The organism is Streptomyces sp. NRRL F-2580, assembly GCF_000720115.1.
GTDB lineage: Bacteria > Actinomycetota > Actinomycetes > Streptomycetales > Streptomycetaceae > Streptomyces.
Window position 1 is genome coordinate 1 of the sequence record NZ_JOIR01000013.1, and the last position, 24,738, is coordinate 24,738.

22 protein-coding genes and 1 pseudogene are annotated in these 24,738 nt (G+C 72.5%); 10 read left to right on the forward strand and 13 right to left on the reverse strand.

Annotated features, from left to right (window positions below; genetic code table 11):
* Positions 1-160 precede the first annotated feature (160 nt).
* The 5 genes from IF88_RS0116165 to IF88_RS0116185 form a co-directional block, all read right to left on the reverse strand.
* Positions 161-1,564 (reverse strand): cytochrome P450, encoded by a 1,404-nt coding sequence (locus IF88_RS0116165; RefSeq protein ID WP_030711769.1) that lies wholly within the window; start codon positions 1,562-1,564, stop codon positions 161-163.
* 3 nt (positions 1,565-1,567) lie between these two features.
* Positions 1,568-1,774: a hypothetical protein gene (locus tag IF88_RS0116170; RefSeq protein ID WP_030711774.1), complete on the reverse strand. Its 207-nt coding sequence runs from the start codon at positions 1,772-1,774 to the stop codon at positions 1,568-1,570.
* Between the two features lie 195 nt (positions 1,775-1,969).
* Entirely contained in the window at positions 1,970-2,200 is a 231-nt protein-coding gene (locus IF88_RS0116175) for a hypothetical protein (RefSeq protein WP_030711777.1), read from the reverse strand.
* Between the two features lie 434 nt (positions 2,201-2,634).
* Positions 2,635-3,468, reverse strand: coding sequence for a PIG-L family deacetylase (locus IF88_RS0116180; RefSeq protein WP_030711780.1), 834 nt, complete (start codon positions 3,466-3,468; stop codon positions 2,635-2,637).
* Between the two features lie 592 nt (positions 3,469-4,060).
* Positions 4,061-4,591, reverse strand: coding sequence for a hypothetical protein (locus IF88_RS0116185; RefSeq protein ID WP_030711783.1), 531 nt, complete (start codon positions 4,589-4,591; stop codon positions 4,061-4,063).
* A 165-nt stretch (positions 4,592-4,756) separates the two neighbouring features.
* Here IF88_RS0116185 and IF88_RS0116190 point away from each other — a divergent pair, with 165 nt between their 5' ends.
* The gene (locus IF88_RS0116190; RefSeq protein ID WP_030711786.1) at positions 4,757-5,722 is read left to right on the forward strand and encodes a glycosyltransferase family 2 protein; all 966 of its coding nucleotides are present in this window, start codon (positions 4,757-4,759) and stop codon (positions 5,720-5,722) included.
* 9 nt (positions 5,723-5,731) lie between these two features.
* Here IF88_RS0116190 and IF88_RS0116195 read toward each other — a convergent pair whose 3' ends face one another.
* The 5 genes from IF88_RS0116195 to IF88_RS0116220 form a co-directional block, all read right to left on the reverse strand.
* Positions 5,732-6,958: a hypothetical protein gene (locus IF88_RS0116195; protein WP_158754395.1), complete on the reverse strand. Its 1,227-nt coding sequence runs from the start codon at positions 6,956-6,958 to the stop codon at positions 5,732-5,734.
* Between the two features lie 246 nt (positions 6,959-7,204).
* Positions 7,205-7,822 carry a flavodoxin family protein gene (locus IF88_RS0116205; protein WP_030711791.1) on the reverse strand — a complete coding sequence of 206 codons (618 nt, stop codon included), beginning with the start codon at positions 7,820-7,822 and terminating at the stop codon, positions 7,205-7,207.
* A 110-nt stretch (positions 7,823-7,932) separates the two neighbouring features.
* Positions 7,933-8,835 (reverse strand): arginase family protein, encoded by a 903-nt coding sequence (locus IF88_RS0116210; protein ID WP_030711794.1) that lies wholly within the window; start codon positions 8,833-8,835, stop codon positions 7,933-7,935.
* A 98-nt stretch (positions 8,836-8,933) separates the two neighbouring features.
* Positions 8,934-9,608 (reverse strand): nucleoside/nucleotide kinase family protein, encoded by a 675-nt coding sequence (locus IF88_RS0116215; RefSeq protein ID WP_078892944.1) that lies wholly within the window; start codon positions 9,606-9,608, stop codon positions 8,934-8,936.
* Between the two features lie 20 nt (positions 9,609-9,628).
* Entirely contained in the window at positions 9,629-10,471 is an 843-nt protein-coding gene (locus IF88_RS0116220) for a class I SAM-dependent methyltransferase (RefSeq protein ID WP_199808084.1), read from the reverse strand.
* A 132-nt stretch (positions 10,472-10,603) separates the two neighbouring features.
* Between IF88_RS0116220 and IF88_RS0116225 the strand changes: the two genes are divergently transcribed.
* The 4 genes and pseudogenes from IF88_RS0116225 to IF88_RS0116240 all read left to right on the forward strand — a co-directional run bounded on the left by IF88_RS0116225 (position 10,604) and on the right by IF88_RS0116240 (position 16,182).
* Complete coding sequence (locus IF88_RS0116225; protein ID WP_030711801.1) at positions 10,604-11,206, forward strand: TetR/AcrR family transcriptional regulator; 603 nt, start codon at positions 10,604-10,606, stop codon at positions 11,204-11,206.
* A gap of 62 nt (positions 11,207-11,268) precedes the next feature.
* Positions 11,269-12,450 (forward strand): GDSL-type esterase/lipase family protein, encoded by a 1,182-nt coding sequence (locus tag IF88_RS0116230; RefSeq protein WP_030711803.1) that lies wholly within the window; start codon positions 11,269-11,271, stop codon positions 12,448-12,450.
* A 202-nt stretch (positions 12,451-12,652) separates the two neighbouring features.
* A pseudogene (locus IF88_RS40370) lies at positions 12,653-15,329 on the forward strand (glycoside hydrolase family 2 protein); the annotation flags it as partial.
* A gap of 73 nt (positions 15,330-15,402) precedes the next feature.
* Positions 15,403-16,182, forward strand: coding sequence for a PIG-L deacetylase family protein (locus tag IF88_RS0116240; protein ID WP_051836973.1), 780 nt, complete (start codon positions 15,403-15,405; stop codon positions 16,180-16,182).
* A gap of 24 nt (positions 16,183-16,206) precedes the next feature.
* Here the strand turns inward: IF88_RS0116240 and IF88_RS46510 are convergent, their stop codons facing one another.
* Positions 16,207-16,365 carry a hypothetical protein gene (locus IF88_RS46510; protein WP_158754397.1) on the reverse strand — a complete coding sequence of 53 codons (159 nt, stop codon included), beginning with the start codon at positions 16,363-16,365 and terminating at the stop codon, positions 16,207-16,209.
* Here IF88_RS46510 and IF88_RS0116245 point away from each other — a divergent pair.
* The 3 genes from IF88_RS0116245 to IF88_RS0116255 all read left to right on the forward strand — a co-directional run bounded on the left by IF88_RS0116245 (position 16,356) and on the right by IF88_RS0116255 (position 20,777).
* The gene (locus tag IF88_RS0116245) at positions 16,356-18,362 is read left to right on the forward strand and encodes a DUF11 domain-containing protein (RefSeq protein WP_051836974.1); all 2,007 of its coding nucleotides are present in this window, start codon (positions 16,356-16,358) and stop codon (positions 18,360-18,362) included. The genes IF88_RS46510 and IF88_RS0116245 overlap by 10 nt on opposite strands.
* Before the next feature lie 144 nt (positions 18,363-18,506).
* Positions 18,507-20,159, forward strand: a complete 1,653-nt coding sequence (locus tag IF88_RS0116250) for a serine/threonine-protein kinase (protein ID WP_158754399.1) — start codon at positions 18,507-18,509, stop codon at positions 20,157-20,159.
* 45 nt (positions 20,160-20,204) lie between these two features.
* Positions 20,205-20,777 carry an NADPH-dependent FMN reductase gene (locus tag IF88_RS0116255; protein ID WP_030711818.1) on the forward strand — a complete coding sequence of 191 codons (573 nt, stop codon included), beginning with the start codon at positions 20,205-20,207 and terminating at the stop codon, positions 20,775-20,777.
* Positions 20,778-21,073: 296 nt separating this feature from the next.
* Here IF88_RS0116255 and IF88_RS0116260 read toward each other — a convergent pair whose 3' ends face one another.
* Entirely contained in the window at positions 21,074-21,646 is a 573-nt protein-coding gene (locus IF88_RS0116260; protein WP_030711820.1) for a GNAT family N-acetyltransferase, read from the reverse strand.
* A 272-nt stretch (positions 21,647-21,918) separates the two neighbouring features.
* On the opposite strand from IF88_RS0116260, the gene IF88_RS0116265 reads away from it, so the two are divergent.
* Positions 21,919-23,286, forward strand: a complete 1,368-nt coding sequence (locus IF88_RS0116265; RefSeq protein ID WP_030711821.1) for a pyridoxal phosphate-dependent decarboxylase family protein — start codon at positions 21,919-21,921, stop codon at positions 23,284-23,286.
* A gap of 280 nt (positions 23,287-23,566) precedes the next feature.
* Positions 23,567-23,728 (forward strand): hypothetical protein, encoded by a 162-nt coding sequence (locus tag IF88_RS46515; protein ID WP_158754401.1) that lies wholly within the window; start codon positions 23,567-23,569, stop codon positions 23,726-23,728.
* Between the two features lie 144 nt (positions 23,729-23,872).
* Here the strand turns inward: IF88_RS46515 and IF88_RS0116275 are convergent, their stop codons facing one another.
* Complete coding sequence (locus IF88_RS0116275; protein ID WP_324617198.1) at positions 23,873-24,694, reverse strand: NADPH-dependent F420 reductase; 822 nt, start codon at positions 24,692-24,694, stop codon at positions 23,873-23,875.
* Positions 24,695-24,738: the final 44 nt, after the last annotated feature.

The following is a 24,738-nucleotide window of genomic DNA, read 5'->3' on the forward strand; positions in this document are numbered from 1 at the left end:
GTTACGCAGAATCCAACTCCGACCCCACTTGGTCGACGGCTGCCTCACGGCCACACATCTGGCCATCGACCCACCGACCCCACCCTGAAAACCTCAGTACCGGACTACACCGGCCCCGGGCCCGGAGCAAGCCGGACGAGGAGGCGGGAACGCCGGTCCGTCACGGTGCGGCGGGGGTGTTGGCGGTAAACGGACACCGGGCTGCCCGGTGGTCTTCGGGCTGTGGGTCCGCAGCGGGCCGGTGGTCGCCGGGCCGGTCGCCGGGTGGGTGGGGACGGACCGAGACGTCGAGGGTGAGGTCGTGGGGCTGGAGGATGGTGCGCGTGTGGAAGACGGGTGTCGTGCCGGGTGATCGGGTGACCTCGTAGTGGGGGGTGAGGGTTGCGGTGACGATGGTCATGGCGGTGGTGGCGAAGTGGGTTCCGAGGCAGTTGCGCGGCCCTCCGCCGAACGGCATGAACGCGTACTTGGGCAGCGGGTTGGCGGCGCGGTCGGTCCAGCGGTCCGGGTCGAACGTGGTGGGCCGGTGGTAGTGGCGGGGGTCGCGGTGGAGGACGAAGGGGCTGACGGCGACCTTCTGGCCGGGGCGCAGGGGGTAGCCGGCGAGTTCGGTGGGTTCCTCGATGGTCCGCTGGAGGAACCAGAGCGGGGGGTAGAGGCGCAGGGTCTCCTTCACGACGGCTTCGGTGACGGCCAGCCGGGGCACGTCGGCCGCGGTGGGGAGCGCGCCGGCGAGTTCCCGGTCGGCCTCGTCCCGTACCCGCCGACGGACTTCCGGGTGCCGGTCGAGGAGGAGGAGCAGCCAGGCGAGCGCGGCGGCGGTGGTCTCGTGGGCGGCGAAGAGGTTGGCGACGATGACGCTGGTCGCGCCCTCGTGGGTGAGGGCGCCTTCGTCGCACGCGGTGTTCAGGAGGTCCGCGACCACGGAGGGCGAGTCGTCCCGCCTCGTCGTACGCCGCCGGCGTATCAGGGAGGAGACTTCGTCGGCTAGGTCGCGGCCGGCGCGCTGGAGGCGGCGTCGGCGCAGCGCGTGCCAGCGGGCCGGCAGGGGCAGTGTGGGGGGCAGCAGCGCGTCCTGCAGGCGGGCCAAGAGGTCGGGGACGTCGCCGGTCTCGGGCCCGAGGCAGAACTCGGCGATCAGGTGGGCGGTGAGGTCTTCCAGTGCGGGGATCGCTTCGATCCTGCCGCGTGCGTGCCAGGTGTCCGCGTGGCGGACGACGGTCGACGCGAGGCTGTCCCGGGCGGCGCGCATGCTGGTCCGGTTCAGGCCGCGTCCCGCCAGGCTGCGGGCCCGCATCCACAGGGCCAGGTCTTCGGAGGCGCGGCTTCCGTCGGTCGCCTCGCCCAGCAGGTCGCTGGAGATGCCGTAGGTGGTGTTGGTGTGCTTGAGGACCTCCTCCGCCAGGGCGGGCGAGTTCACGATGTACAGGTCGTCGTCGAAGCGGACCAGGTCGCCGTACTGCTGCTGGTCGAGGAGGAAACCGAGGTGGTCCCGCTCGAACGCGCGCCGGTTGCCGTACCGCCCGGCCCCCGAGGGGCCGGGCGGCACACGGGAAGACAGCATCTGCTACCGCGCCTGTACGTAGTAGTAGTAATACGCACTGGAGTGGTCCGACCCTCCGAGCGTGCTGCTGCGTTGCACCTTCGCCCCGGAGGGATCGTTGGCCAGGTGGGCGGAGCTCGACGCGGCCTGGGCCGATCCGGCGCTGAGGAGCGCGGCGACGGCGGAGGCGGCGATGAGGAGCGACTTGCGGAGGGGGATCAGGGCAGCCATGGCTGTCCTCCTTCGGGGTGGGATGGGCGGCGGTTCCGCCCGGTTCGTTGCCCTCATTAGTCCACCCGCGGCATCCGGGGGTCATGCCCCGGGAACGCGTGGCATGACCCCCGCGCCCGCGTCTGCCACAATGCGGGCTTTCGCGCGCCCCCGGCTCCGCCCGGCCGAGGCCGCCCCGTCGCGCAGCGGAGCGGTTCAGCCCGAGGACGTGGTCGGGCGGCCCCGCCCGGCGGAGGACGTCCCGAAGGCGGGAGCGGCCGCGGCGCCGCCCGTCGTGGCGGGGCGCGCCGGGACTCCACCGGAGACCGGGATCCCGTTGCCCGCCGGGGTCGGTCCGGCGGCGGTGGCCGGCCGGGCCGCGCTCGCCCGGTGCGGGGCGAGGTCCTCGCCCACGGTCACGCCGGGGACCAGGCTGCCGGCCCCCATCAACCCACCGACTCCAGCCTGAAATCCTCAGTAGGCATGCTCTCGATCCCCCGCCGGCGCGATGCGGCCGCTGGCGATGCGGCCGCTGTGCGCACCTCGTTGGTTGCGGCCGGGAAGGCCAGTGCCTGGGCGGCACGGCGCCGGCAGCTAGAATCCGCCGGACGCGCACGACCGTACAGCCCGCCACAGCATGGGCGGCCGCCACGACGCGGTCCGGCCCCAGGCGTGCCTTCGTCGCCCGAGCCGATGAGCGGGGCACACGGTCGGGCCGGAATCCCGGGCGAAGCCGACGGCTGCCCTATGCCCGGAGAGGTCGGGAGCGATACCAGCCCACCGCTCCCGCAGGAAGCCGCCGGCAGCCGGGAGCGCCCAGACCGCACGATCGAGCCAGGCCGGCCGACGAGCCTTGGCTGGGCCCCGGTCGGACGGGAGGATCAGCGCAGTCCGGCGAAGAGGTCGTTCTCGGGTACGGCCGCGCCGGTGGCGTCCTTGACACGTACGAAGGTCTCCGTGCCCATCAGTTCGCCGAACCTCTCCTTGCCCATCCTGAGGAAGAAGATGTTCTCGCCCTGACTGGCGTGCGCGGCCAGCGCGTCGAACTTCTGACCGCTGAACGCGGTGGTGTCCACCCACGTGGAGATCTCATCGTCGGGGAGACCGATCTCGGCCATCGCAGCGGCCTCGGCAGGATCCGGCTCCGGCATGTCCTCGTGAAACTCGCGCATGATCTCCCCGAACCGCTGCATCCCCGAGCGGGGCATCGTCGTCCAGTACACCTTCGGTGTCAGCTCGGTCATCTCCAGCGCCGCCATCGTGATGCGGTGTGCCTGGATGTGGTCGGGGTGGCCGTAGAAGCCGTTCTCGTCGTAGGTGACGACCACATCGGGTCGGTAGTGCCGCATGAGCTCCGCAAGCCGGGCGGCGCCTTCCTCCACGGGGGTCTGCCAGAAGGATCCAGGGGCTTCGTTGCTCGGCCAGCCCATCATCCCGGAGTCGGCATAGTCCAGCATCTCCAGATCGCTGACCTTCAGGACGTCACAGCTCGCCTCGAGTTCTTGACGGCGCATCAAGGCGACGGCCGCCGGATCGTGCCCGGGGTCACCCGGCTTGACGCCGCCCGGTCCGTCACCGCAACGGCCGTCGGTACACGTCACGAGAACCGTGCGGATACCTTCCGCCGCGTAGCGCGCGAGGACCCCTCCGGTTCCGGTGGCCTCATCGTCGGGGTGGGCGTGCACTGCCATGAGCGTCAAGGGCCGGTCAGTCATGAAACAGTCCTCCTGCAGAAGTACTTCTTGGTCCGAGTGCGCGGCAGGCGTGCCGCGATCGTGAGGGCCCGGGTTTGGTGGGGCGGACGACCTTGTGGTCTCCGTGTTCCGCCCGTGCGGCGCCGGTCCCTCGGTCGGTGCAACCGCGCCGACCTGCCCGGCTGTTCCCGACGCGGCCGCTCGGCCGTCCAGACAGCCTGCGGCCGGCCCTTCGTGCGGGGCGGCCCGCTCGTGACCGCGTTGTCGCCGCCATGAGCCGGGCCGCGTGTGAACCGTAGGCCGCTGCTGGAGATCGGGCAGATCTCCTGGCCGGGTCGGGACGGGGCCCAGGCCGCTTGCCGAAGAGCACGCGGAGTTCTGCGGCCTGTTCCCGGACGCAGCACTGCTCGTCCGGCCCGACGGCCACGTCAGCGCCCGCCGGCCCGACCGTCCGCCGAACGACTCCGCCCTCGTCGACCCCCTCGCGGCCGTCACCGGCTCGCCGGCGCCCCCGTAGCCCGTACGAGGACGGCCGTGCCGGGCGCGCACCCGGCACGCTGCCCCGGAACGGCACGGCCCCGCCGGTGGTTCACCGACGGGGCCGGGCGCTGCGTCAGAGGGCGCTCTTGGTCGCGCTGTCGACGGAGCACTTCTTGTACTCGCTGCCGTCGCCCCTACCGGTGTACGCGGTCTTGGCCTCGGCCTGTGCGGACGCACCCGCCTTGACGGTGAGTGCGCTCACCCTGGCCTGGGCGGAGGTCGCGGTCGAGGTGGTGTCCCCGCTGAACTTCATGGTGATGTTGTAGATGTAGTCCACCGAACCGCTGTTGGTGACGGTGAGCCGGGCGACCAGGTTCTTGCCCGAGTCGTCCAGCTTGCAGCTGTCGATCCTGATGTCGCGCTCGGCCTTGTTCTTGCTGCTGGAACCGCCGGTGACGGACGTACCGCCGGACGTGCTGCTGCCGCTCGTGCTGGTGCTGCTACTGTCGCTGCCCCCGGTGCCACCGGTGGTGCCCCCGCTGGAGCTGCTGTGGCTCGAGCCGTGGCTGCCGCCGCAGCTGGCGCCGTGGGAGCCACGGGCTCCGGTGAGTGCGACGATCGCAATGCCGAAGACGGCGACCGCGCGGACATGGCGAAGCTTCACGTTCTACCCCGTTGAAATATCAGTGACCGAAATCAGCCCGTCTTGACGGGCACACGTCACCCTAACAGCGGTCGCGGGATGCCTTGCCCGAGCCCACGCCGGCGGCGCGGCGGCCCTGCGGCACTCGGGTGTCTCGAAGTGCCGCCACCAGGCGGTTCACGCATCATGAGTGCTGTGCATGACCCACACAGGGGATCGATCTCTCTGTCGATCATTATCCCGATCTTCAACGAGGAGGAGGTCCTGCCTGTTCTGGTGGGGCGGCTCCGGCCGGTCCTGGACGGGTGCGACGAACCGTACGAGGTCCTCGCCGTCGACGACGGCTCGACCGACAAGACCCCCCGGCTGCTGGAAGACCTGCGCACCACCTGGCCCCAGCTGCGCATCGTGGCCCTCCGGCGCAACAGCGGCCACCAGGCGGCCCTTACGGCCGGCCTGCACCGCGCCCGCGGTGCGTACGTGATCAGCATGGACGCAGACCTCCAGGACCCGCCGGAGGTCATTCCCGACATGCTCGCCCTCGCCCGGGCGGACGGCCTGGACGTCGTCTACGGCGTCCGCACGGACCGCTCCACCGACACCGGCTTCAAACGCCGGACCGCCGCGGGCTACTACTGGCTCATGCGCCGTCTGGCCGGCTCCTACGTCCCCGCCGAGGCCGGCGACTTCCGGCTGCTGACCCGCCCCGTGGTGGAGACCCTCAAGGCCCTCCCCGAGCAGCAGCGGATCTACCGCCTCCTCATCCCCTGGCTCGGCTTCCCCAGCGGTCAGGTCACCTACCAGCGCGCGGAGCGGGTGGCGGGCACCACCAAATACCCCCTGCACAAGATGGTCCTCCTGGCATTGGACAGCATCACCAGCTTCTCGGCGGTCCCCCTGCGCCTGGCCACGGCGCTCGGCGCTTTCAGCCTCGTCATCTGCCTCGGGTTCCTCACGTGGACCCTCGTCGTCTACGCCACGGGAAGCACCCTGCCCGGCTGGACGTCCTTGATCACCACGATCCTGTTCTTCGGGGCTGTTCAGCTGTTCTGCGTGGGCATGCTCGGCGAGTACGTGGCCCGGATCTACACGGCCGTGCAGGCCCGGCCCACCTATTACGTCGCCCGCGACACGGGCGAGGAACAGCAGTAGGCCAGTCGCTCACACCAGCACCCCGGAGAAGAACATCGCGCCCAGAAGGGCGTACTGGCCGGCGCAGAGCACCAGCAGCGGCACTTGGACGAACAGGGACATGCGCCTGACCAGGAGGAGCCCGACGAACATCTGCGCGTGGTTTCGGTACCACGACATTTCGGCGCCCGCGAAGAACGGCACCAGGAAGATGGCCACCGTCAAGGTCAAGGCGGCCCATTCCTCGACCTCCAGTCGACGGTGACGGATGAGGACAACGGCGGCCGTCGCCAGCACGAGCAGCACGAAGACGACGTTCAGCCACAGCTGGGTCCTGTGGGCGGCGAGAGCGTGCTCCACCAGCCACGGCAGGTGTCCCTTGGGTGTGTACCAGTCACGGAACGGGAAGTCGTAGGCGTCCGCGATCGCGGCGAAGGGCTGGTGCAGCCCTCCTTGCCCGTAACTGGATGCCTGGAGGATCTCGTACGCGTCCCAGTGGCCCGTCGCCTGCCACATCAGCCATTTGGCCCAGAGCACGCCACAGCCTGCGAGGGCCGCTGCCGACCCGGCTTTCGCGAACCGAATCGGCCAGGTGTCCCTGCGCCACGCGAAGAACGCGCTCAACAGCAGCATGCCGACGGCGACGGCGCCGACGGGATAACAGGAGGCCGCGACGAAACCGCCGGCGGCAGCGAGTATCCAGGAGCCGCGTTTCACTCCGGCGACGCAGACGAGCAGCGCCAGCGTTCCGGTGGCGATGGGGAACACGGCATGGAGGTAGACGCCGCCCGGGAACACCGTACCGATGGCCAGGGTGAGTCCCGTGGCCCAGGTGAGCCGGGCGCCGAGCAACCACCACAAGAGCGCGAACATGCCGAGCAGGGACACTTCGGTGACGACCACGGCGGACAGCTCATAGGAAAGCCCGGTGGCGGAAACCGCCCGGACCGCCATGGGATACCCGGGAAACCAGGCGACGTTTCCGCACATGACGTCGCGGAAGTTCGGATAGCGCTCCCGGCACCAGAACATTTCGTAGCCGGTCTCGGCAATGGACAGGTAGTGGGCGGAATCCCAGCGGCTGCGGCCGCCTGTGGACCAATACACCACCGTGGATCCGTCGCCGGCGATCGATGCCTTCGCGACCGTCCAGGTGACGAGGTTCGCGATCAGCCATGCGACGACAGGCGGCAGCAGGCCATGGCGCCAGTCGCGGCGCGCCGGCCGGGCAGGTTCCACCACTGCCGGGTCAGGCATCAGGCACCGTGCCGATCATCTCCAGCTCCGCGGTCCGTCGTCCAGCCCGTACGGTGCCGTGCCGCACGGTCAGTTTCCCGAACGCCTCGCGGAGCCGCACCCGGAAGTACCCCTCCGGCCGAGCCGGGCCGGGCCGCGGGGGGGGCACGGTGAACGGTGCAACCGCGCGGCGGCCGCCCGGATCCCACGGGTCCGGACGGCCGCACGCGGCGGGTGCGGCGGACGCGGAGGCCGCGGCCGGTGGTGCTACCGACCCGCGGGCTCCTCCTCGTACGGGAAGCGGGCGAGCGGGGTCTCGCCGTGGAAGAACGTCTTGGCGCGGACCATCGCGCGTTCGTCGTTCTTCACCTGCCCGGGGCGCGAGCCGTTGCCGAACAGCACCCCGCCGAACCGCATCCGCATGTAGGCCGCCGAGTTGTTGAGACTCGTCACCAGGCCGTCGGCGACGACCTCGTCGCGCTCGGACATGACCGTCACCCCCCACAGGGTCCGGCCCGCCATCCGCTGCCTGAAGTCCGAGCCGGGCGCTGTCAGCCAGCCCGACCAGTAGTCGAGGTAGCGCTTGGTGGGCGCGGAGAGCGAGTACCAGTACAGGGGTGAGGCGATGACGATGTCCGTGGCCTCCAGGGTGGCCTGGCGCAGCAGTTCCTCGTTCTCGTGGACGGTCCGGAACTCGCTGTCGTGCCGCCTGTCATCGAAATCGGGCAGTGGCAGCTGGGCCAGGTCCACCCAGCGCCGCGGTATTTCAGCGGGCAGTTGTTCGGCCGCCGCCCGCGCGAGCATCTCGGTGTTGCCGTCCGCGCGGGAGCTGCCGAGGACGAAGAGGAACGAGCGGTCTGCGCCACGGGGCGTCTCGGTCTGCATGTCTGCTCCGGTTCTTCGACCCCCCGGGTACGGGGGAACGACTACGATCTTCGCCTCCAACGCCCCCGGCCTGCACGGCTATTCCTGCATCCGTACGAGCCGGAGCCGGTTCACGGCGTGTGGCCGGTCCCGGTCCGCGCCGCCAGTCCTCGGCGCAGGCAGGCGGTGAGCCGCGCCGCGATGGTCCCGTCGGGGTCGAGGCCGGGATTGAAGATCGTGACGTCGAAGCCGGCGGCCCGTTCGTCGGCCAGTGCCGTGCGCAGCACGCTCTCCAGCTCTGCCCAGGTCAGCCCGCCGGGGATGCGGTAGTCGACGGCGGGCATGATCGCGTCGTCCAGGACGTCGACGTCGAGGTGGACCCAGTAGCCGGCGCTCTCGTCGTGCGTGAGGCGGCTGATCGCGGCACGCGCGGCGGTGGCGGCGCCGGCCGCGCGCACGGCGTCGAGGTCGACCGCATGGAGCCGGGGCGGCAGCGGTTGCATCCCGGCCACGCGGGACTCGGCGGCGTCGCGGAATCCGAAGGCGACGACGTCCTCGTCGCGCAGCAGGGGCCCGCGGCCTTCGAGGTCGGTGAGCAGCCGGGGGCCGCGGCCGGTGGCGAGGGCGAGTTCCATCGAGGCCGCCTCGCCGGTCGGCTCCGCCGAGGGCTGGTAGAAGTCGGTGTGGCCGTCGAGGAACAGCAGTCCGTGGCGGCCTCGGCGGCGCAGGGCGAGGAGGTTGCCGAGCAGGATGCTGCAGTCGCCGCCGAGGACGACGGGAAAGCGGCCCTCTTCGAGGACGGCGCCCACGGCGTCGGCCAGCCGGACGGAGTACCGGGCGATGCCGGCGGGGTTGAGGACCTGGGTGTCGGGGTCCCGTCGCGGGTCGTACGCCGGTGGCTCGACCCGGCCGGCGCGCACCGTGCCGGGGTGGTCCGCCAGACCGGCAGCGAGCAGGGCCGAGGGCAGGTCCTGGACGCCGGAGGGCCGCAGCCCGAGCACGGACGGTGCCTCGATGATCGCCGTTTCGCGCACGGAACCATGGTCCTGCACGAGGGTGCGCCCTGCCGAGCCTGGCCTGGCCTGGCCTGGCCGATGGCTGCGGGGCGGGCGGTTCGGGTGGGGTGTCGGCCTCAGCCGGTGTCGAGGACGAGGTCGGCGCGGTGTCGGCCCGGCGCGACGAGCCGGGCGTTCGCCTCGTCCGAGCGGGTCACCCACTCGCGTGCGTACGCCGGCTCCTTGCCGTGGCGTACGTGCCGGTCGACCAGGCGCCGGACGCGCAGTTCCTCGTCCGGGGCGAGGTACCAGGCCTCGTCCAGCAGGGGTCGTACCGACGCCCACTCCCCCGCGTCGTGCAGCAGGTAGTTCCCCTCGGTGATCACCAGCGGTACGGCCGGGTGCACGGGGATGCTGCCCGCGATCGGCTCTTCCAGGGAGCGGTCGAAGGCGGGTGCGTACACCGTGGCCCCGTCGGACGCGCGCAGGCGGCGCAGCAGCGAGACGTACCCGGCCACGTCGAAGGTCTCCGGGGCGCCCTTGCGGTCGGCCAGACCCACCCGGGCCAGCTCGGCCTGGGCGAGGTGGAACCCGTCCATCGGGACCACCACGGCCGTCTCCGGCCCGAGCGCTTCGGCGAGCCGGGCGGCCAGCGTCGATTTCCCGGCCCCCGGTGGCCCGGCGATGCCCAGGATCCGCCGGCTGCCCCGTACGGCCGGTCCCGCCGGTCCCGCCGGTCCCGCCGTCGGCCCGGCCGGCCCGGCCAGCCTGGCCGCCCTCACTACCAGCTCCGTGGTCGTCTGCACCTGCATCTGCACATCCTGCCCGAGGATCACGCACCCGTGGGCGCCCAGCCCTTCCACCCCCAGGCCGTGAGCATGCCCGGTGACAGGCCGGTGCACCGGGGGGACTCCAGGTAACGCACGGCCTCATCGAGCTGTCCGTCGTCGACGATGCCGGTGCCGACCATGGCCTCCCGTGCCCGCTCCCAGGTCTGCGCCCAGAACCTGCTGATCGCGCTGCCCGGCAGCAGCGGTGGTACGTGGATCTCGGCCGCCACCGATTCCAGCCCGGCCTCGCGCAGCAGCTCGGGATGGCCCGGCACCCGTGACACGTCGGTGCCGATGCTGACGCGCAGCCCCTCCCACATGGCCCGCATGGCGCGGGTGTACGGGGTGACGGGCGCCGAGGCGGTGGTGAGGTCGACGGCGTCGCTGACGACCAGTACGCCACCGGGGGCGAGCAGTCCGCTCAGCTTGGCGACCATGTGCTGCGGGGACGGCAGGTGCATGAGTACGAACCGGGCGTGGACCAGTTGGAACAGGCCCGGGGCGAAATCGTCGGAGGTGACGTCCCCCTGCAGCACCGTCAGTCCGGGAACGGGGTGCGCCGCGAGGAACCGTACGTCGCGGTCCACGGCGAGGACCGTCTCCACGCCCGCTTCGTCCAGCAGGCGGCGCGCCACCGTGCCGGTTCCGGCGCCCACGTCCAGGCAGTTCCAGCCCGGCCCCACACCCAGCAGCTTCAGTCGGGCCAGGGTCGTCGCGTCGTAGGTGAGGGCTCCGAGGTCGATCCTGTCGCCCTCGCCTCCCTCGTCGGGCCGGAAGACCCGCTCGCCGTAGCGCCCCTCGCCGGGGGAGTGCGGGTGGTCCGATGACAGCTCTGCGCCGGTCATGGGCCGATTGTCCCCCGATAGGTTCCGGCGAGCGCGCCCAAGCCGGGATGGCACACGTCGCAGGCCACACGCCAGCTTGCCTAAAAGCTTTAGGCAACTTAATAATGGATATAGGCTACGGGGAGGATGCTGATGGCGCGCGTAGGACTGACCACGGAACGACTGACCCGGGCGGGGGCGGAGCTCGCCGACGAGGTCGGCTTCGACCAGGTGACCGTCTCGGCGCTCGCCCGGCACTTCGACGTCAAGGTGGCGAGCCTGTACTCGCACGTGAAGAACTCCCAGGACCTCAAGACCCGGATCGCCCTCCTCGCCCTGGAGGAACTCGCCGACCGGGTGGCCGCGGCACTCGCGGGGCGGGCCGGCAAGGACGCCCTGACCGCGTTCGCGAACGTCTACCGCGACTACGCCAAGGAGCACCCCGGCCGCTACGCCGCGGCCCAGCTGAAGCTCAGCCCGCAGGACGCGGCCGCCAGCGCGGGCGTCAGGCACGCACAGATGACCCGGGCGATCCTGCGCGGCTACGACCTGACAGAACCCGACCAGACCCACGCCGTCCGGCTCCTGGGCAGCGTCTTCCACGGCTACGTCAGCCTGGAGCTGGGCGGGAGCTTCAGCCACAGCGCCCCCGACGCACAGGAATCCTGGTCACGGGTCCTCGACGCCCTCGACGCCCTGCTGCGGAACTGGCCCGCGCCCGCCGGCGAACCGGGTCCGACGGCCCGGACCACGTAGACCGCCTGGTCCGTTCAGACCATTCAGACCACTCAGAAGACTCAGATCAACAGGCTGGAACCGTGAGTACCGCACCCCACTGGATCACCACCCCCATCACCGCCGACCTCCTGCGCGGCGCCCTCGACCTGGAGCGGACCGCCCACGGCGTACTGCCGCACCGGCTGCCCGCCCGGGCCCGCGCCCAGAGCAACGACGGTCAACTGGCCATGGCCGAGGCCCAGCCCTCCGGCGTACGCGTGGTGCTGCGCACCCGCGCCACGGTCATCGAGCTGGACGCGCTGCGCACCAAGCGCGCGTACCTGGGCGCCCCGCCCCGTCCCGACGGCGTCTACGACCTCCTCGTCGACGGACAGCCGGCCGGGCAGGCCTGCGTGACCGGCGGCAACCTGCTGACGGTCGACATGGCCACGGGCTCCGCGGAGACCCGGACCGGCCCGGTCGGCACCGTCCGGTTCGCCGGTCTCCCCGAGCGCCTCAAGGACGTGGAGATCTGGCTGCCGTACAACGAGACGACCGAGCTGGTCGCCCTGCGCACCGATGCTCCCGTCGAACCGTTGCCGGACCGGGGCCGCGCGCGGTGGGTCCACCACGGCAGCTCGATCAGCCACGGCTCCGACGCGGCGAGCCCCAGCGCGACCTGGCCGGCCGTGGCCGGGTTCCTCGGCGGTGTGGAGCTGACCAACCTCGGTCTGGGCGGCAGCGCGCTGCTCGACCCGTTCACCGCCCGGGCGTTGCGTGACACCCCCGCCGACCTGATCAGCATCAAGATCGGCATCAACCTCGTCAACACCGACGTGATGCGGCTGCGCGCCTTCGGCCCGGCGGTGCACGGCTTCCTCGACACCGTCCGCGAAGGCCACCCCACCGTTCCGCTCCTGGTCGTCTCGCCCATCCTCTGCCCCATCCACGAGGACACGCCCGGCCCCAGCGCCCCGGACTTCGAGGAGCTGAAGGCCGGCCGGATCCGCTTCCGCGCCACGGGCGACCCCGCGGAACGGGCGGCCGGAAAGCTGACCCTGGGCGTCATCCGGGACGAACTCGCCCGGATCGTGCGGCAGCGGGCGGCCGAGGACCCTCACCTGCACTATCTGGACGGCCGGGCCCTCTACGGCGAGGCGGACTTCGCCGAGCTGCCGCTGCCCGACCAGCTCCACCCGGACGCCGCGACGCACCGTCGCATGGGCGAGCGGTTCGCCGCGCTGGCCTTCGCCTCCGGCGGCCCGTTCGCCACCGGCGGGTGACCGGGCAGGGCCGCTGCTACCGCGGCGGCGGCGCAGTCGGACCACATCGGGCGTGGCGTCCACCCCCGCCGAGGTGAATGCCGATATACCCCAGGGGAAGTCCCACCAGGTCCCTCTCCCCCGGCCCGCGGGAGGCCCCGTGTTCCACCGCCTCGGCCTCGCCGCACTCGGCCTGGCCCTCGCCGTCGCCGCCGGCCCGTCCATGGCGGCCCCGCAGCCGGCCGCCACTCCGGGCCCGGGGGCCGGGCGGGGGCCGGGACGGCAGGTCACGGCGGTCACGGCGGTCACCGCGGTCACCGCCGTCGCGTCCGCACCCGGCAGTACAACGGCCCTGGCCGGGTACGCCATCCGCTCGACGGCGGAGGTCACCGACTCGGCGGCCATCGTCTCCAGCCCCGGATATCCGGCGACCGGCTGGTATCCGGCCGGGGCACGCTCCACCGTCCTCGCGGCGCTGCTGGCCGCGGGCGCGTACCCCGACCCCCTTCTACTCCACCCAGCAGCAGCGCATTCCGGCCGCGGACTTCGACGTGCCCTGGTGGTACCGGTCCGATTTCACCGTCGCCGACACGGCGGCCCGCACCCATCTGGACTTCAGCGGGGTCATCTCCGCCGCCGACGTGTATGTCAACGGTCACCGGATCGCCACCGCCGCCGACGTCGCCGGCGCGTACACCCGGCACGAGTTCGACGTGACCGACCTGATCAAGGAGGGCACCAATACGGTTGCCTTCCGGATCCAGCCCAATGATCCGCGGAAGCGGCTCACCATGAGCTGGCTCGACTGGCTCCAGCCACCGCCCGACGAGAACATGGGCATCGTCCGTGACGTCACGGTCCGCCGCGGCGGGCCGGTCGCCCTGCGCGACGCACACGTGGTGACGGCCCTGGCCGTGCCGTCGATGGCCTCCGCCGACCTGACCGTGAAGGCTCAGGTGCGCAACGACTCGGCCGCCACCGTCACCACCACGGTGTCCGGCACCGCGGGTCCGGCCGCCGTCAGCCGGACCGTCACCCTGGCCCCGCACGAGACGCGGACGCTGGTCTTCTCCCCCGCCGACCACCCCGCGCTCCGCCTCGGCGCGCCCCGCGTGTGGTGGCCCGCCGCGATGGGCGAGCAGCCCCTGTACGAGCTCGACCTGACCGCGACCGTGAACGGCGCACCCTCCGACACCGCGCGCCAGTCCTTCGGCATCCGCGACGTACAGGCCCCGCTGAACGCCGACGGGGACCGGCAGTACCGCGTCAACGGCCGCCCGCTGCTGATCAAGGGGGCCGGCTGGTCCCCCGACGCGTTCCTGCGCTGGGACCGCACCTACGTCGAGGACCGGCTGAAGTACGCCCTCGACCTGGGCCTGAACACCCTTCGCCTGGAAGGGCACATCGAGCCCGACGAGTTCTTCGACCTCGCCGACCGGTACGGGATCCTGACGCTGCCCGGCTGGGAGTGCTGCAGCAAGTGGGAGGGTGAGGTCAACGGCACCGAGGCCGGGGAGGAATGGGACGATGCCGACTACCCCGTCGCCCGGGCTTCCATGGCCGCCGAAGCGGCCCGGCTCCGCCACCACCCCAGCGTGATCTCCTTCCTGATCGGCAGTGACTTCGCGCCGAACGAGGAGATCGAGCGGGGCTACGTCGACGCGCTGCGGGCCGCCGACTGGCCGGCCCCCGTGGTCCCGGCGGCCTCCAACGCCTCCGCTCCGATCACCGGGCGCTCCGGCATGAAGATGACGGGACCGTACGACTGGGTGCCGCCCGGCTACTGGTACGGGAAGCGGGAGGGCGGCGCCACCGGCTTCAACTCCGAGACCAGCGCCGGCCCGGACGTACCGACCCTCGACACGCTGCGCCGCATGATGTCACCGGCCGAGCTGGAGACCCTCTGGAAGAACCCGTCCGCCGCCCAGTACCACCGCTCCCCCTCCCGTACCTTCGCCACGCTGGGGCTGTACGACGCCGCGCTGGCCGGCCGCTACGGCGCCCCGACCGGCCTCGCCGACTACGTGCGCAAGGCGCAGCTCTCCCAGTACGAGAGCGTACGCGCGCAGTTCGAGGCCTACGGGCGCAACGCCAAGGACGCCTCCGAACCGTCGACCGGCGTCATCTACTGGATGTTCAACAGCGGCTGGACCTCCCTGCACTGGCAGTTGGTGGACCGCTTCCTCGACCAGGGCGGCGCCTACTTCGGCGCGAAGAAGGCGAACGAGCCGCTGCACGTCCAGTACGGGTACGACGACCGCGCGGTATCGGTCGTCAACAACCGGACCTCCACGGCCTCCGGCCTGACGGCGCGGGTGACGCTCTTCGACCCGGACGGTACGCAGCGGTACGACCGGACGGTGACGGGCCTGAGCGTCGCGGGCGACGGCGCGAGCCGCACCGCGCTCACGGTCCCGGAGCCGGAGTCGGTCCCGGGCCTGTCCACCACGTACCTGGTCCGGCTGCTGCTGACCGACGGCGCCGGGCGCGAGATGAGCCGCAACGTCTACTGGCTCTCCACCCGGGCGGACGTCCTCGACTACGAGAACAGCGACTGGTATTACACGCCGACCACTTCCTACGCCGACCTGCGGGGGCTGAACTCGATGCCGCAGACGGCGGTCGCCGCGGCCGCCTCGACGACGGAGGACGGCACGGGGACGTCCACGACGACGGTGACCGTACGGCACACGGGCGCGGGCGCCACCCCCGCCCTGCTCACCGACGTCCACCTCGTCGGCGCGGACGGCAGTCCGGTGCTGCCGGTCCGGTGGAGCGACAACCAGGTCAGCCTCTGGCCGGGCGAGTCGGCGACACTGACCGCGACCTACCGCACCGCGGACCTGCACGGCTCCGCACCGCGGCTGCGCGTCTCCGGCTGGAACACCCCTACGATGACGCCATGGCCAGGATCGACGTCACCCAGCCGCTGGGTGCACAACCGCGTGAACGGCGGGCCCGAGGCGCCGAGTCGTGAGGTGGTCGCCGCCGAGCCTGCTGGGGGTCTTCGCGCACCCCGACGACGAGTCCCTGCTCGCGGGCGGCGTTCTCGCCCGCCATGCCGCCTCGGGCGCGCGTACGGCCGTCGTGACCGCGACCTGGACGCCGGGCAGCCACCGCGCCGGTGAACTCGCCGACGCGCTCCACGTGCTGGGCGCCGGTGAGCCGAGGCTGTTGGAGTACGCCGATGCGCGCGTCCCCGAATCGGCGCCGGGGCGGCCGCGGTTCATCGACGCACCGCTCGACGAGGCGGTGGCGCGGCTCGTACGCCACGTACGCGCGTTCCGGCCCGACGTCGTGGTCACCCACGACGACTACGGTCAGCTGACCGGGCACCCCGACCACGTCCACACCCACCGGGTCACCCTGCTGGCCGTGCACGCCGCCGGCCTCGAACACCTCCACCCCGAGGCGGGGGAACCCTGGCAGCCCGGCTCCCTCTGTCTGGCCACCCATCCGCACTCGGGCGTCGGTGAGTTGGGCGGGTTGCTGGCCGGCGTCGGGAAGACCGTACGCAGCGTTCCGGACGAGCGGGTCACCGCGACGGTCGACGTACGTCCGTGGCTGGACCGGAAATGGGCCGCCATCGCCGCGCACCGGAGCGAGGTGGAACGCCGCCGCTCGCTGCCCGGAATCCTTTCCCGGCTCCCCGCCGATGCCCGCGGGCGCATCCTCGCGACCGAGTGGTTCACCCGCCTGGCCGTCCGTCCGATGCCGGGTGACCCGGCGGATCCGGGTGGGTTGACCGGCTGAGTCGACGCCGCGGGCTCGCGGCCCTCACCCGCGCGGGTGGTTCGGGGCGTCCAGTGGGCGCAGCGCGGCCAGCCGCACGCGCTCGGCCGTGCCGCTGCCAACAGGCTGTGGCCTGTCACAGGAGGCGGCGGCCCGCTGCGCGGCGGCGAGCGGGCAGGAGGGACCCAGATCGAATGTCCGCATTCCCTTCCGGTCTGAGGAGGACGCCGGGCCGCGCCGGGGTCGCGGCCGCCACCGGCCTGGCCCTCCTCCTGACCCTGCCGGGGGCCGCTCTGGCGGCGCCCGGCGACCTCGATCCCACCTTCGACGGTGACGGGCGGGTCGTCACCGACTTCGCCGGTTACGACGAGAGCCGTGACATGGTCGTGCAGGCCGACGGCAAGATCGTCACCGTCGGCCTCAACACTCCTCCGCAAGGCGGCGCCGCCGACTTCGCGGTGGCCCGCTACACCACGGACGGCAGCCTCGACCCCTCCTTCAGCGGCGACGGTCTGGTCCTGAGCGACCTGCGCGGTGATGGTGATGACGTGGCCAACGGCGTGGCGGTACAGCCGGACGGCAAGATCGTCGTGGTGGGCCGCAGCGCGGCGCCCGACAGCGGCGGGCTGTTCACCGTGGTCCGTTACCGGAGCGACGGCAGCCTCGACACCGGCTTCGACGGCGACGGCGTCGCCCTCACCGACTTCGGCACCGGGGGCCCGCAGGAGGCCTTCGCGGTGACGGTGCAGGCGGACGGCGGCATTCTCGCCGTCGGCATGAGCGGCGCCGAGGTCGCGCTCGCCCGCTACCACGCGGACGGCAGCCCCGACACCTCCTTCGACGGCGACGGCAAGGCGACCACCGCCTTCGCAGGGGGCGCGGCGACCGCCTTCGACGTGACGACCCAAGCCGACGGCAGGATCGTCATCGCCGGCCGCGCCGGCTACAACTACCCCGCGAACGCCTCCGACTTCGCGCTGGCCCGCTACCACGCGGACGGCAGCCTCGACACCTCCTTCGACGGCGACGGCAGGGTGACCACCGCCTTCGCCGAGGCCGACGTGGCCGGCGGGGTGCAGGTGCAGTCCGACGGGAGGATCGTCGCGGCGGGATCCAGCGCCTTCGACTTCGCACTGGCCCGCTACCTCCCCGACGGCAGCCTCGACGCCGGTTTCGACGGCGACGGCAAGGTCACCACCGACTTCGGCGCCGGCACCCTGGACGGAAGCTCCGACCTCGCCCTGCAGCCCGACGGGAAGATCGTCGCCGCAGGCATCAGCCGCAGCGATTTCGCGGTGGCCCGCTACAACGTCAACGGCACCCTGGACAGCGGCTTCGGGACCGGCGGCAAGGTGACCACCGACGTCTACTTCGGCTTCTTCGACACCGCGAGCGCGGTGGCCCTGCAGTCGGACGGCAAGATCGTCGCCGCCGGAAACACCGGCGACGACCGCGGCCTGGTCCGCTACCAGGTCGCCGCCACCCCGCCGCCCCCGCCCGGAGTGAACCTGACCGTCACCAAGACCGGACCCGCCTCCGTCAGCCTCGGCGACCAGGCCGCCTACACCGTGACGGTGACCAATACGAGCACCACGACGACGGCCACCGGGGTCACGCTGACCGACACCCTCACCGGACCCGGCTCCCTCCTGTCCGCCACGCCCGGCCAGGGCACCTGCACCACGACCGCCACCGGCGCCAACTGCGCGCTGGGCTCCCTCGCCCCCGGGGCCAGGGCCACGGTGCAGGTGGTCGCCGAGCCCCGGGCCACGGGCAGCCTGTCCGACAGGGCCACGGCCGGCGCCACACAGACCGACCCGGTACCCGCCGACAACACCGCGACGGCGGTCAGTACGGTCAACAACGCGCGCGGCTGCACGATCGTCGGCACCAGCGGCGCCGACAACCTGGTCGGCGGCTTCGGCAACGACGTGATCTGCGCCCTCAGCGGCAACGACGTCATCAGGGCCGGCTACGGCAACGACACCGTGCTCGGCGGGCCCGGAAACGACAACGCCGACGGTGGCTTCGGAAACGACACCCTGAACGGCGGGCCCGGAAGCGACACACTGACCGGTTACTACGGCGACGACCGGCTCAACACCGTCGACTCCGTCTCCGGGAACGACACCGCCAACGGCGGCGTCGGCACCGACACGTGCACGACCGACCCGGGTGACACCCGTCTGAGCTGCCCCTAGTCCGTCTCTTCCGGAACTCTTCCGGAGCTCCCCCGGATCTCGTCCGGCCCGGGCGGGCTCCGAGGGGGCTCGTCCTTTAAGGTGACCCAGCGGGGTGGTCCGTACGGGACGGGTCGGCAATGGTCATGGGAGCAGGTGGAGTTGGTGGATTCTTTGCTGCCCGGTGACCCGCCGGAGATCGGAGGGTACCGCCTGCTGGCACGGCTCGGCGCGGGCGGAATGGGCGAGGTGTTCCTCGCCCGCACCGCCTCCGGGCGACCGCTGGCCCTGAAGACCGTACACCGGGACCTGAGCCTGCAGCCGGACTTCGCCGAACGGTTCGACCGCGAGATACGCACCAACGACCGTGTGCGCAGCGCGTGGACGGTCTCGGTGGTCGACTTCAGCCAGCCGGGCGCGTCCCCGCAGTGGCTGGCGACGGAGTACGTCGCCGCGCCTTCACTGGGCGACTGGGTGCACCGGTACGGGGCGCTGCCGGCGCCAGGCGTACGGTCCCTGGCCCGGGAGCTGTCGGCCGCGCTCGTCTCCGTACGGGCGGCAGGGGTGGTCCACCGGGACATCAAGCCCGGGAACGTGCTGCTGGGCCGGGAGCGCCCCTTCCTCATCGACTTCGGCATCGCCCGCGCGGTCCGCGATCCCCGCTACACGCAGACGGGCGCCGTCATCGGCACGCCCGGCTTCCTCGCGCCGGAGCAGGCGACCGGTTCCGTGGCCTCGGCGCCGGCCGACGTGTTCTCCCTCGCCGCCGTCCTCGTGTACGCGGCCACCGGGCGCAGCCCGTTCCTGGCCGGGGGCGAGGAGCTGGATGTGCCGGCCCTCCTGTACCGGATCGTGCACGACGAGCCACTGCTCGACGGCGTACCGGACGTACTTCTTCCGATCGTCCGGGAGTGCCTGGCCAAGGACCCGGACCGGCGACCGACCGCCGAGGAGCTGCGGGAGCGGCTCGGTGCCGCCGAGGAGGGGCACGACGACTGGAGCGGGGCGGTACCCGCGGCCCTGATGACGGAGGTCGGCCGCCGGGAGGCCGAACTCCGCTCGCTCCTCACCGCCCCGCAGCCGCCCGCCTACGCCCCTGGGGGTACGGGGCCCTCGCCGCTCGCCCCGCCGCAGCCGCCCGCGACGACTCCGGGCACTCCCCCGCCGTCCGCCGCTTCCACTCCCGGCCCCGGTCCCGGTCCCGCCGGGCGCGTCGGCGGGTGGGCATCCCGTAGGCCCCGCGTGGTCACCGCTGGCGCCGGTGCCGCCATCCTCGCCGCGGTCGTCGCGCTGGCCGTCCTGCTCCCGTTCGGCGACGGCGACGGCGACACGGCCGCGCCTCGTACCACCTCGCCCACACCGTCCTCGTCCGCCGCTTCCGCTCCGTCCGCCCCTTCCGCCTCGTCGTCCTCCGGTCCGTCGCTGCCGGCGTCGTGGGTCGGTACGTGGTCCGGCGTCGGCCCCGGAACGCCGGAGGCGGACGGCATCACCCGCGCGCGGGCCGGTGAGTTCTCCGTCACGGTCACCCTGCACGCCGGAGCCGTGGGCGAACTCGTGGGCCGGCAGGTCAGCGACCTCAAGGAGCTCGCGACGGGACGGAACCTCGGGTGCACGGAAGCCCTCCAACTGCGCCAGATCCGCCAGGACAGCGCGGTCTTCGAGGCGGTGACAAGCCACCCGACCGACCAGACGGCCACCTTCGACTGCCCCAAGGGCAACCTCTACGTGCTGACCATGGCGGAGCAGGACCGGCTGACGCTGGAGTCGGAGGGAGCGCAGTCGGCCGGCGCGCCCGGGGCTCTGACGCGCCGTCCGTGAACCGGCGTTGACCTCAAGCGAACTTGAGGTCGTAAACCTGTGCTCATGACTACTCCACTGCGTATCGCACTCGTCGTCGGCAGCACCCGGGAAGGCCGGTTCGGCCCGACGGTCGCCCGCTGGTTCGAAGCCGTCGCCACCGCCCGCGCCGACGTCGAGCTCACCGTCATCGACCTGGTCGACGCCGACCTCCCCGCGCACTGGACCTCCGACCTCACGCCGCGCGGCCGGGCCTTCGTCCAGCGCCTCGCCGAGGCGGACGCCTACGTGCTGCTCACCCCCGAGTACAACCACTCCTTCCCGGCCTCACTGAAGCAGGCGATCGACATCGCCGGGCGCGTCTGGGCGCGCAAGCCGGTCGGCTTCGTGTCCTACGGCGGGCTGTCGGGCGGCCTGCGCGCCGTCGAGCAACTGCGCCTGGTCTTCGCCGAGCTGGCCGCGGCCACCATCCGCGAGACGGTCAGCTTCCACCAGTTCCCGTTCGACGAGGCAGGCCGGCCCCACGACACCGGGGCGGCCGAGAAGGCGGCCGTGACGATGCTCGACGACCTGGTCTGGTGGGCCGACGCCCTCCGTACGGCGCGTGAGCGCGACACGGTGTGGAGCGAGGCCTCGTGAGGGCCGCCCGCCACGACGCCTGAGGCCCGGACGCGTCCGGGGACGCCGAGACGGCGGTGGCGACCCTGCTCCCCGAACTGCACCCGCTGGCGGAGCACCGGGCGGATCCGCTCCTCCTGCGGGTGGCCCCGCCCGGCTCGCCGCATGGGTACCGACAGGGCGACAGTGGCCGACCTGACCTTCGATCAGCTGGAACGACTTCAGCGACGCGGCGCGGCGGCACGGCCTGGGCGCGCTGCCGTACCGGCCGAGCTGAACCTTCACCCGGTCGCGCGCCGCCGCGCGGCGGCGCGCGGTCAGCGCAGGTCGAGCCGCATCAGGACGCGGGGGTGCCCGGCCAGCACCGAGGTCGTGTCGGCGGCGTGGGTGAACCCGGCGCGTTCGAAGTTCTTCCGGATCCCGGCGTACGCCATCGTCATGTCGACCTTGGCGTCACCGTTGTCGAGCGGGTACGCCTCGACGGCCGGTGCGCCGTGGGTGCGGGCGAACGCGACCGCGCCGGCGATGAGGGCGTGCGAAATGCCCTGCTTGCGGTGGCCGGGGCGGACCCGGATGCACCACAGCGACCAGACCGGCAGGTCGTCGACGTGCGGGATCGTACGGCTGCGCGCGTAGGAGGTGTCCGAGCGCGGCGCCACCGCGGCCCAGCCGACGGGCTCGTCGCCGTCGTAGGCGATCACCCCCGGTGGGGTCTGCGCGCCGCACAGCCGGGCGACGTACTCACCGCGGGCCGGTCCGCGCAGCTCGTTGTTGAGCTTGGACGGGATCCGGTGGCTGAGGCACCAGCAGACGTTGGCGCCGGCCGACTTCGGACCGAGCAGGGCGCGGACGTCCGCGAAGTCCGAGGCCGGGCGAACTTCGATGGTCATGACACCACCATGGCACGGTGCAGGGCCCTCACGTGGGCAGGGACCGCAGGTGTACCGGGACTGTCCGAAGTGGACGTCCTCGTCGAGCCTTCGCCAGCCGAGCCACGGGCAGTCCGCGGTCGGATGGGGCGAGGAGCCGCGTTCGGCCATCCGGCCGTGATCGCGTTCCCGGCCCTCGTCCGGCCGGGCCCCCGCCGGCCGTGTGGTGACGATCATGCGGGGTCCACGGCACCGGCTTGCGAGGCGGCGGCGCCTGTCCCATAGTCCGAGGTATGGACGCGCGCGAGGCGGCGTTGCGACGAGCACACGACCATGCCCTCCGCTGGCTGGCCAGCCTGTCCGACCGCCCGGTTCCCGCACGCGCTTCGGTCGACGAGATCGTGCGCGCGCTCGGAGCCGAACTCCCCGAGGGTCCCAGCGCCCCCGCCGACGTCGTCGATCTGCTGGCCACGGCCTGTGAGCCGGGACTGACCGCGTTCCCCAGCGGCCGCTTCTACGGGTTCGTGATCGGGGGCACCGAACCGGCCGCGCTCGCCACGGACTGGCTGGTCAGCGCCTGGGACCAGAACTGCGTGATGCGCGCCGTCTCGCCCGCGTACACCGCGGCGGAGGACATCGCCGGCGCGTGGCTGCTGAGGCTCCTCGGCCTGCCCGGTGACAGCGCGGTCGGCTTCACCACGGGTGCCACGATGGCGAACTTCACCTGCCTCGCCGCCGGGCGCGACGCGGTGCTGCGCAGCGCGGGCTGGGACGTCGCCCGCGACGGACTCGCGGGCGGGCCGCCCGTACGCGTCATCGCCGGCGAGGACCGGCACATGGCCGTCGACCTGGCGCTGCGCTACCTGGGTCTCGGCCGGCCCGAGCTGGTGCGGGCGAACGGGCAGGGGCGCATGGAGGCGGAGGCCCTGCGGGACGTCCTGGCGGACGGCGGCCGGCTCCCCACGATCGTGGTCCTCCAGGCCGGAGACATCCACTCCGGCGCCTTCGATCCCTTCGCCGAGACGATCCGGGCCGCTCGCGGGGCGGACGCGTGGGTGCACGTGGACGGCGCCTTCGGGCTGTGGGCGGCCGCCTCCCCGCGCCTCGCACACCTGACGGCGGGCTGTGCGGACGCCGACTCCTGGGCGACGGACGCCCACAAGACGCTGAACGTCCCCTACGACTGCGGGCTCGCCATCGTGCGCGACCCGCTCGCGCTGCGGGCCGCGATGGGTGTTCACGGCGACTACCTCATCCAGCACGAACACGGGGACCCCGCCGACAAGGTCCCCGAACTCTCGCGGCGCGGGCGGGCCTTCACCGTGTGGGCCGCGCTCAGGTCCCTCGGCCGGTCGGGGGTGGCCGACCTCGTCGACCAACTGTGCCGTCACGCCTCCGCGTTCGCCGAAGGCATCGCCGCGATCGACGGCGCGAGCGTCCTCAACGACGTGGTGTTCACGCAGGTCTGCGCCGAGTTCGGCGGCGACGAGCGTACGGAGCGGGTGCTCGCCCGGCTGCTCGACGACGGCACGGCGTGGATCAGCGGCTCCACCTGGCACGGCCGGCGCGTCATGCGGATCTCGGTGAGCAACTGGTCGACGACCGACGGGGATGTGACGCGCGCGCTCGACGCGATCCGGCGCGCGTCCGCCGGCGCCTGATCCGGAAGCCACCGTGCCGCGACCCCGGCCGCGTGCCACCCCTCCCGCACGGGGGTGTGGGCGCGCGGCTGGCATCTCCCCTCTCGTACGAAGACCTGGAAGACCCTCCGGGACCGCGGTTCCAGCGGTCGGACAGAGAAGAGACGCGACACCGTGATCCAGGTACGTTCCCCGCACCGTGGCCTGATACTGGGCCTGGCCATCACCCTCGGCTGCGTGTCCGGCCTCGGCCTGCTGGCCGGGTCGCTCTACCTGCTCTTCTACGGCTCGGAAGGCGCGTGTGAGGAGCCCGGCGCACCGGGCGAAGGCCCCGGAGCGGTTCCGCGGCGTCTCGGGCATGTGTTTCCGCAAGGACGTGGCGGGCGAGCCGGCCCTGCTCCGGGGCAGGTCCGCGGGGCCCGGGGAAGTCCTCGTGGCCGTGGAGTCCGCGCTGGACTGCTGAACCGCGACCCGGGGGCTCCCCCTGGCGGCGGGTCAGGCAGGTGACGGTCACCACCCGTTGGTGGTCTCCGCGGGCCGGCCCGCCCCGGCGCGTTCGGCGGCGGGGCGGGCGGCGGCGCAGGGGCGCTCCGGGGCCCCTCGGCGGTCAGCCCCGGAAGCCTTCGGGGCGGACCGGGGAGGCTTCGGCGAGGGCCTTGGTGACCCCGTCGACGCCTTCGCGGAGTCCGTAGACGGGGGTCTCGGGCTGCTGGCGCCAGGAATCGTCGATGCCTCCCGCGTCCACGGTGTCGAAGCCGAGCTCCTCGATGAGCGCGCGGACGGCCTTCTTCCCCGCCTCGTCGTCGCCCGCGACGGGCAGGGCGATCCGGTCGGGCGCTCCGGCCGGGCGGTGCCGGTCGAGGATGTCCTGTGCGTAGGTGCCGTTGAAGGCCTTGATGACGGGGTGTCCGAGCTGCCGCTCGGTCCAGCGGCTCTCGGTCAGGCCCTCGTCCTCGACGCCGGCGATCCGGCCGTCGCGCTGCTGCGGGTAGTAGTTGCCGGTGTCGATGACGGTGAAGCCCTGGGCCGCCTCGTCGAAGAGGCCGGCGGGCAGCTCCGGCACGTTCTTGAAGGGGATGGTGACCACGACGATCTCGGCTCCGCGCGCGGCTTCCGCAACGGTCACGGGGGTGGCGCCGGTCTCCTCCGCGAGGGCCGACAGGGTCGCGGGGCCGCGCGAGTTCGCCACGGAGACGTCGTGCCCGAGGGCGGTGAGCCGGCGGGTGAGGTTGCCGCCGATGTTGCCCGCGCCGATGATGCCGATCTTCATGAGCTCTCCTGTGCCTGCTGGGTCAGTGTCGCGCTCGTGCCAACTTCCGGCGCCTGCACGGCATTCCGGTCCCGGACGGCTGACCCCCGCAAGAGCGACGGGATCGCGCCGCGGCAGGAGGGCCGATCGGCGCGCGGGGCCGCCTGTGACATGCCCGATGCGTCCACCAGCGTGACTTTTCGGCCATTTCTCGCATTCCGAGA

Bases quoted from the DNA above. Each gene is read 5' to 3' on its own strand.
- IF88_RS0116165 (WP_030711769.1), bottom strand. From the start codon at position 1,564: ATGCTGTCTTCCCGTGTGCCGCCCGGCCCCTCGGGGGCCGGGCGGTAC.
- IF88_RS0116170 (WP_030711774.1), bottom strand. From the start codon at position 1,774: ATGGCTGCCCTGATCCCCCTCCGCAAGTCGCTCCTCATCGCCGCCTCC.
- IF88_RS0116175 (WP_030711777.1), bottom strand. From the start codon at position 2,200: ATGGGGGCCGGCAGCCTGGTCCCCGGCGTGACCGTGGGCGAGGACCTC.
- IF88_RS0116180 (WP_030711780.1), bottom strand. From the start codon at position 3,468: ATGACTGACCGGCCCTTGACGCTCATGGCAGTGCACGCCCACCCCGAC.
- IF88_RS0116190 (WP_030711786.1), top strand. From the start codon at position 4,757: ATGAGTGCTGTGCATGACCCACACAGGGGATCGATCTCTCTGTCGATC.
- IF88_RS0116195 (WP_158754395.1), bottom strand. From the start codon at position 6,958: ATGCCTGACCCGGCAGTGGTGGAACCTGCCCGGCCGGCGCGCCGCGAC.
- IF88_RS0116205 (WP_030711791.1), bottom strand. From the start codon at position 7,822: ATGCAGACCGAGACGCCCCGTGGCGCAGACCGCTCGTTCCTCTTCGTC.
- IF88_RS0116215 (WP_078892944.1), bottom strand. From the start codon at position 9,608: ATGCAGGTGCAGACGACCACGGAGCTGGTAGTGAGGGCGGCCAGGCTG.
- IF88_RS0116220 (WP_199808084.1), bottom strand. From the start codon at position 10,471: ATGACCGGCGCAGAGCTGTCATCGGACCACCCGCACTCCCCCGGCGAG.
- IF88_RS0116225 (WP_030711801.1), top strand. From the start codon at position 10,604: ATGGCGCGCGTAGGACTGACCACGGAACGACTGACCCGGGCGGGGGCG.
- IF88_RS0116245 (WP_051836974.1), top strand. From the start codon at position 16,356: ATGTCCGCATTCCCTTCCGGTCTGAGGAGGACGCCGGGCCGCGCCGGG.
- IF88_RS46510 (WP_158754397.1), bottom strand. From the start codon at position 16,365: ATGCGGACATTCGATCTGGGTCCCTCCTGCCCGCTCGCCGCCGCGCAG.
- IF88_RS0116255 (WP_030711818.1), top strand. From the start codon at position 20,205: ATGACTACTCCACTGCGTATCGCACTCGTCGTCGGCAGCACCCGGGAA.
- IF88_RS0116260 (WP_030711820.1), bottom strand. From the start codon at position 21,646: ATGACCATCGAAGTTCGCCCGGCCTCGGACTTCGCGGACGTCCGCGCC.
- IF88_RS0116265 (WP_030711821.1), top strand. From the start codon at position 21,919: ATGGACGCGCGCGAGGCGGCGTTGCGACGAGCACACGACCATGCCCTC.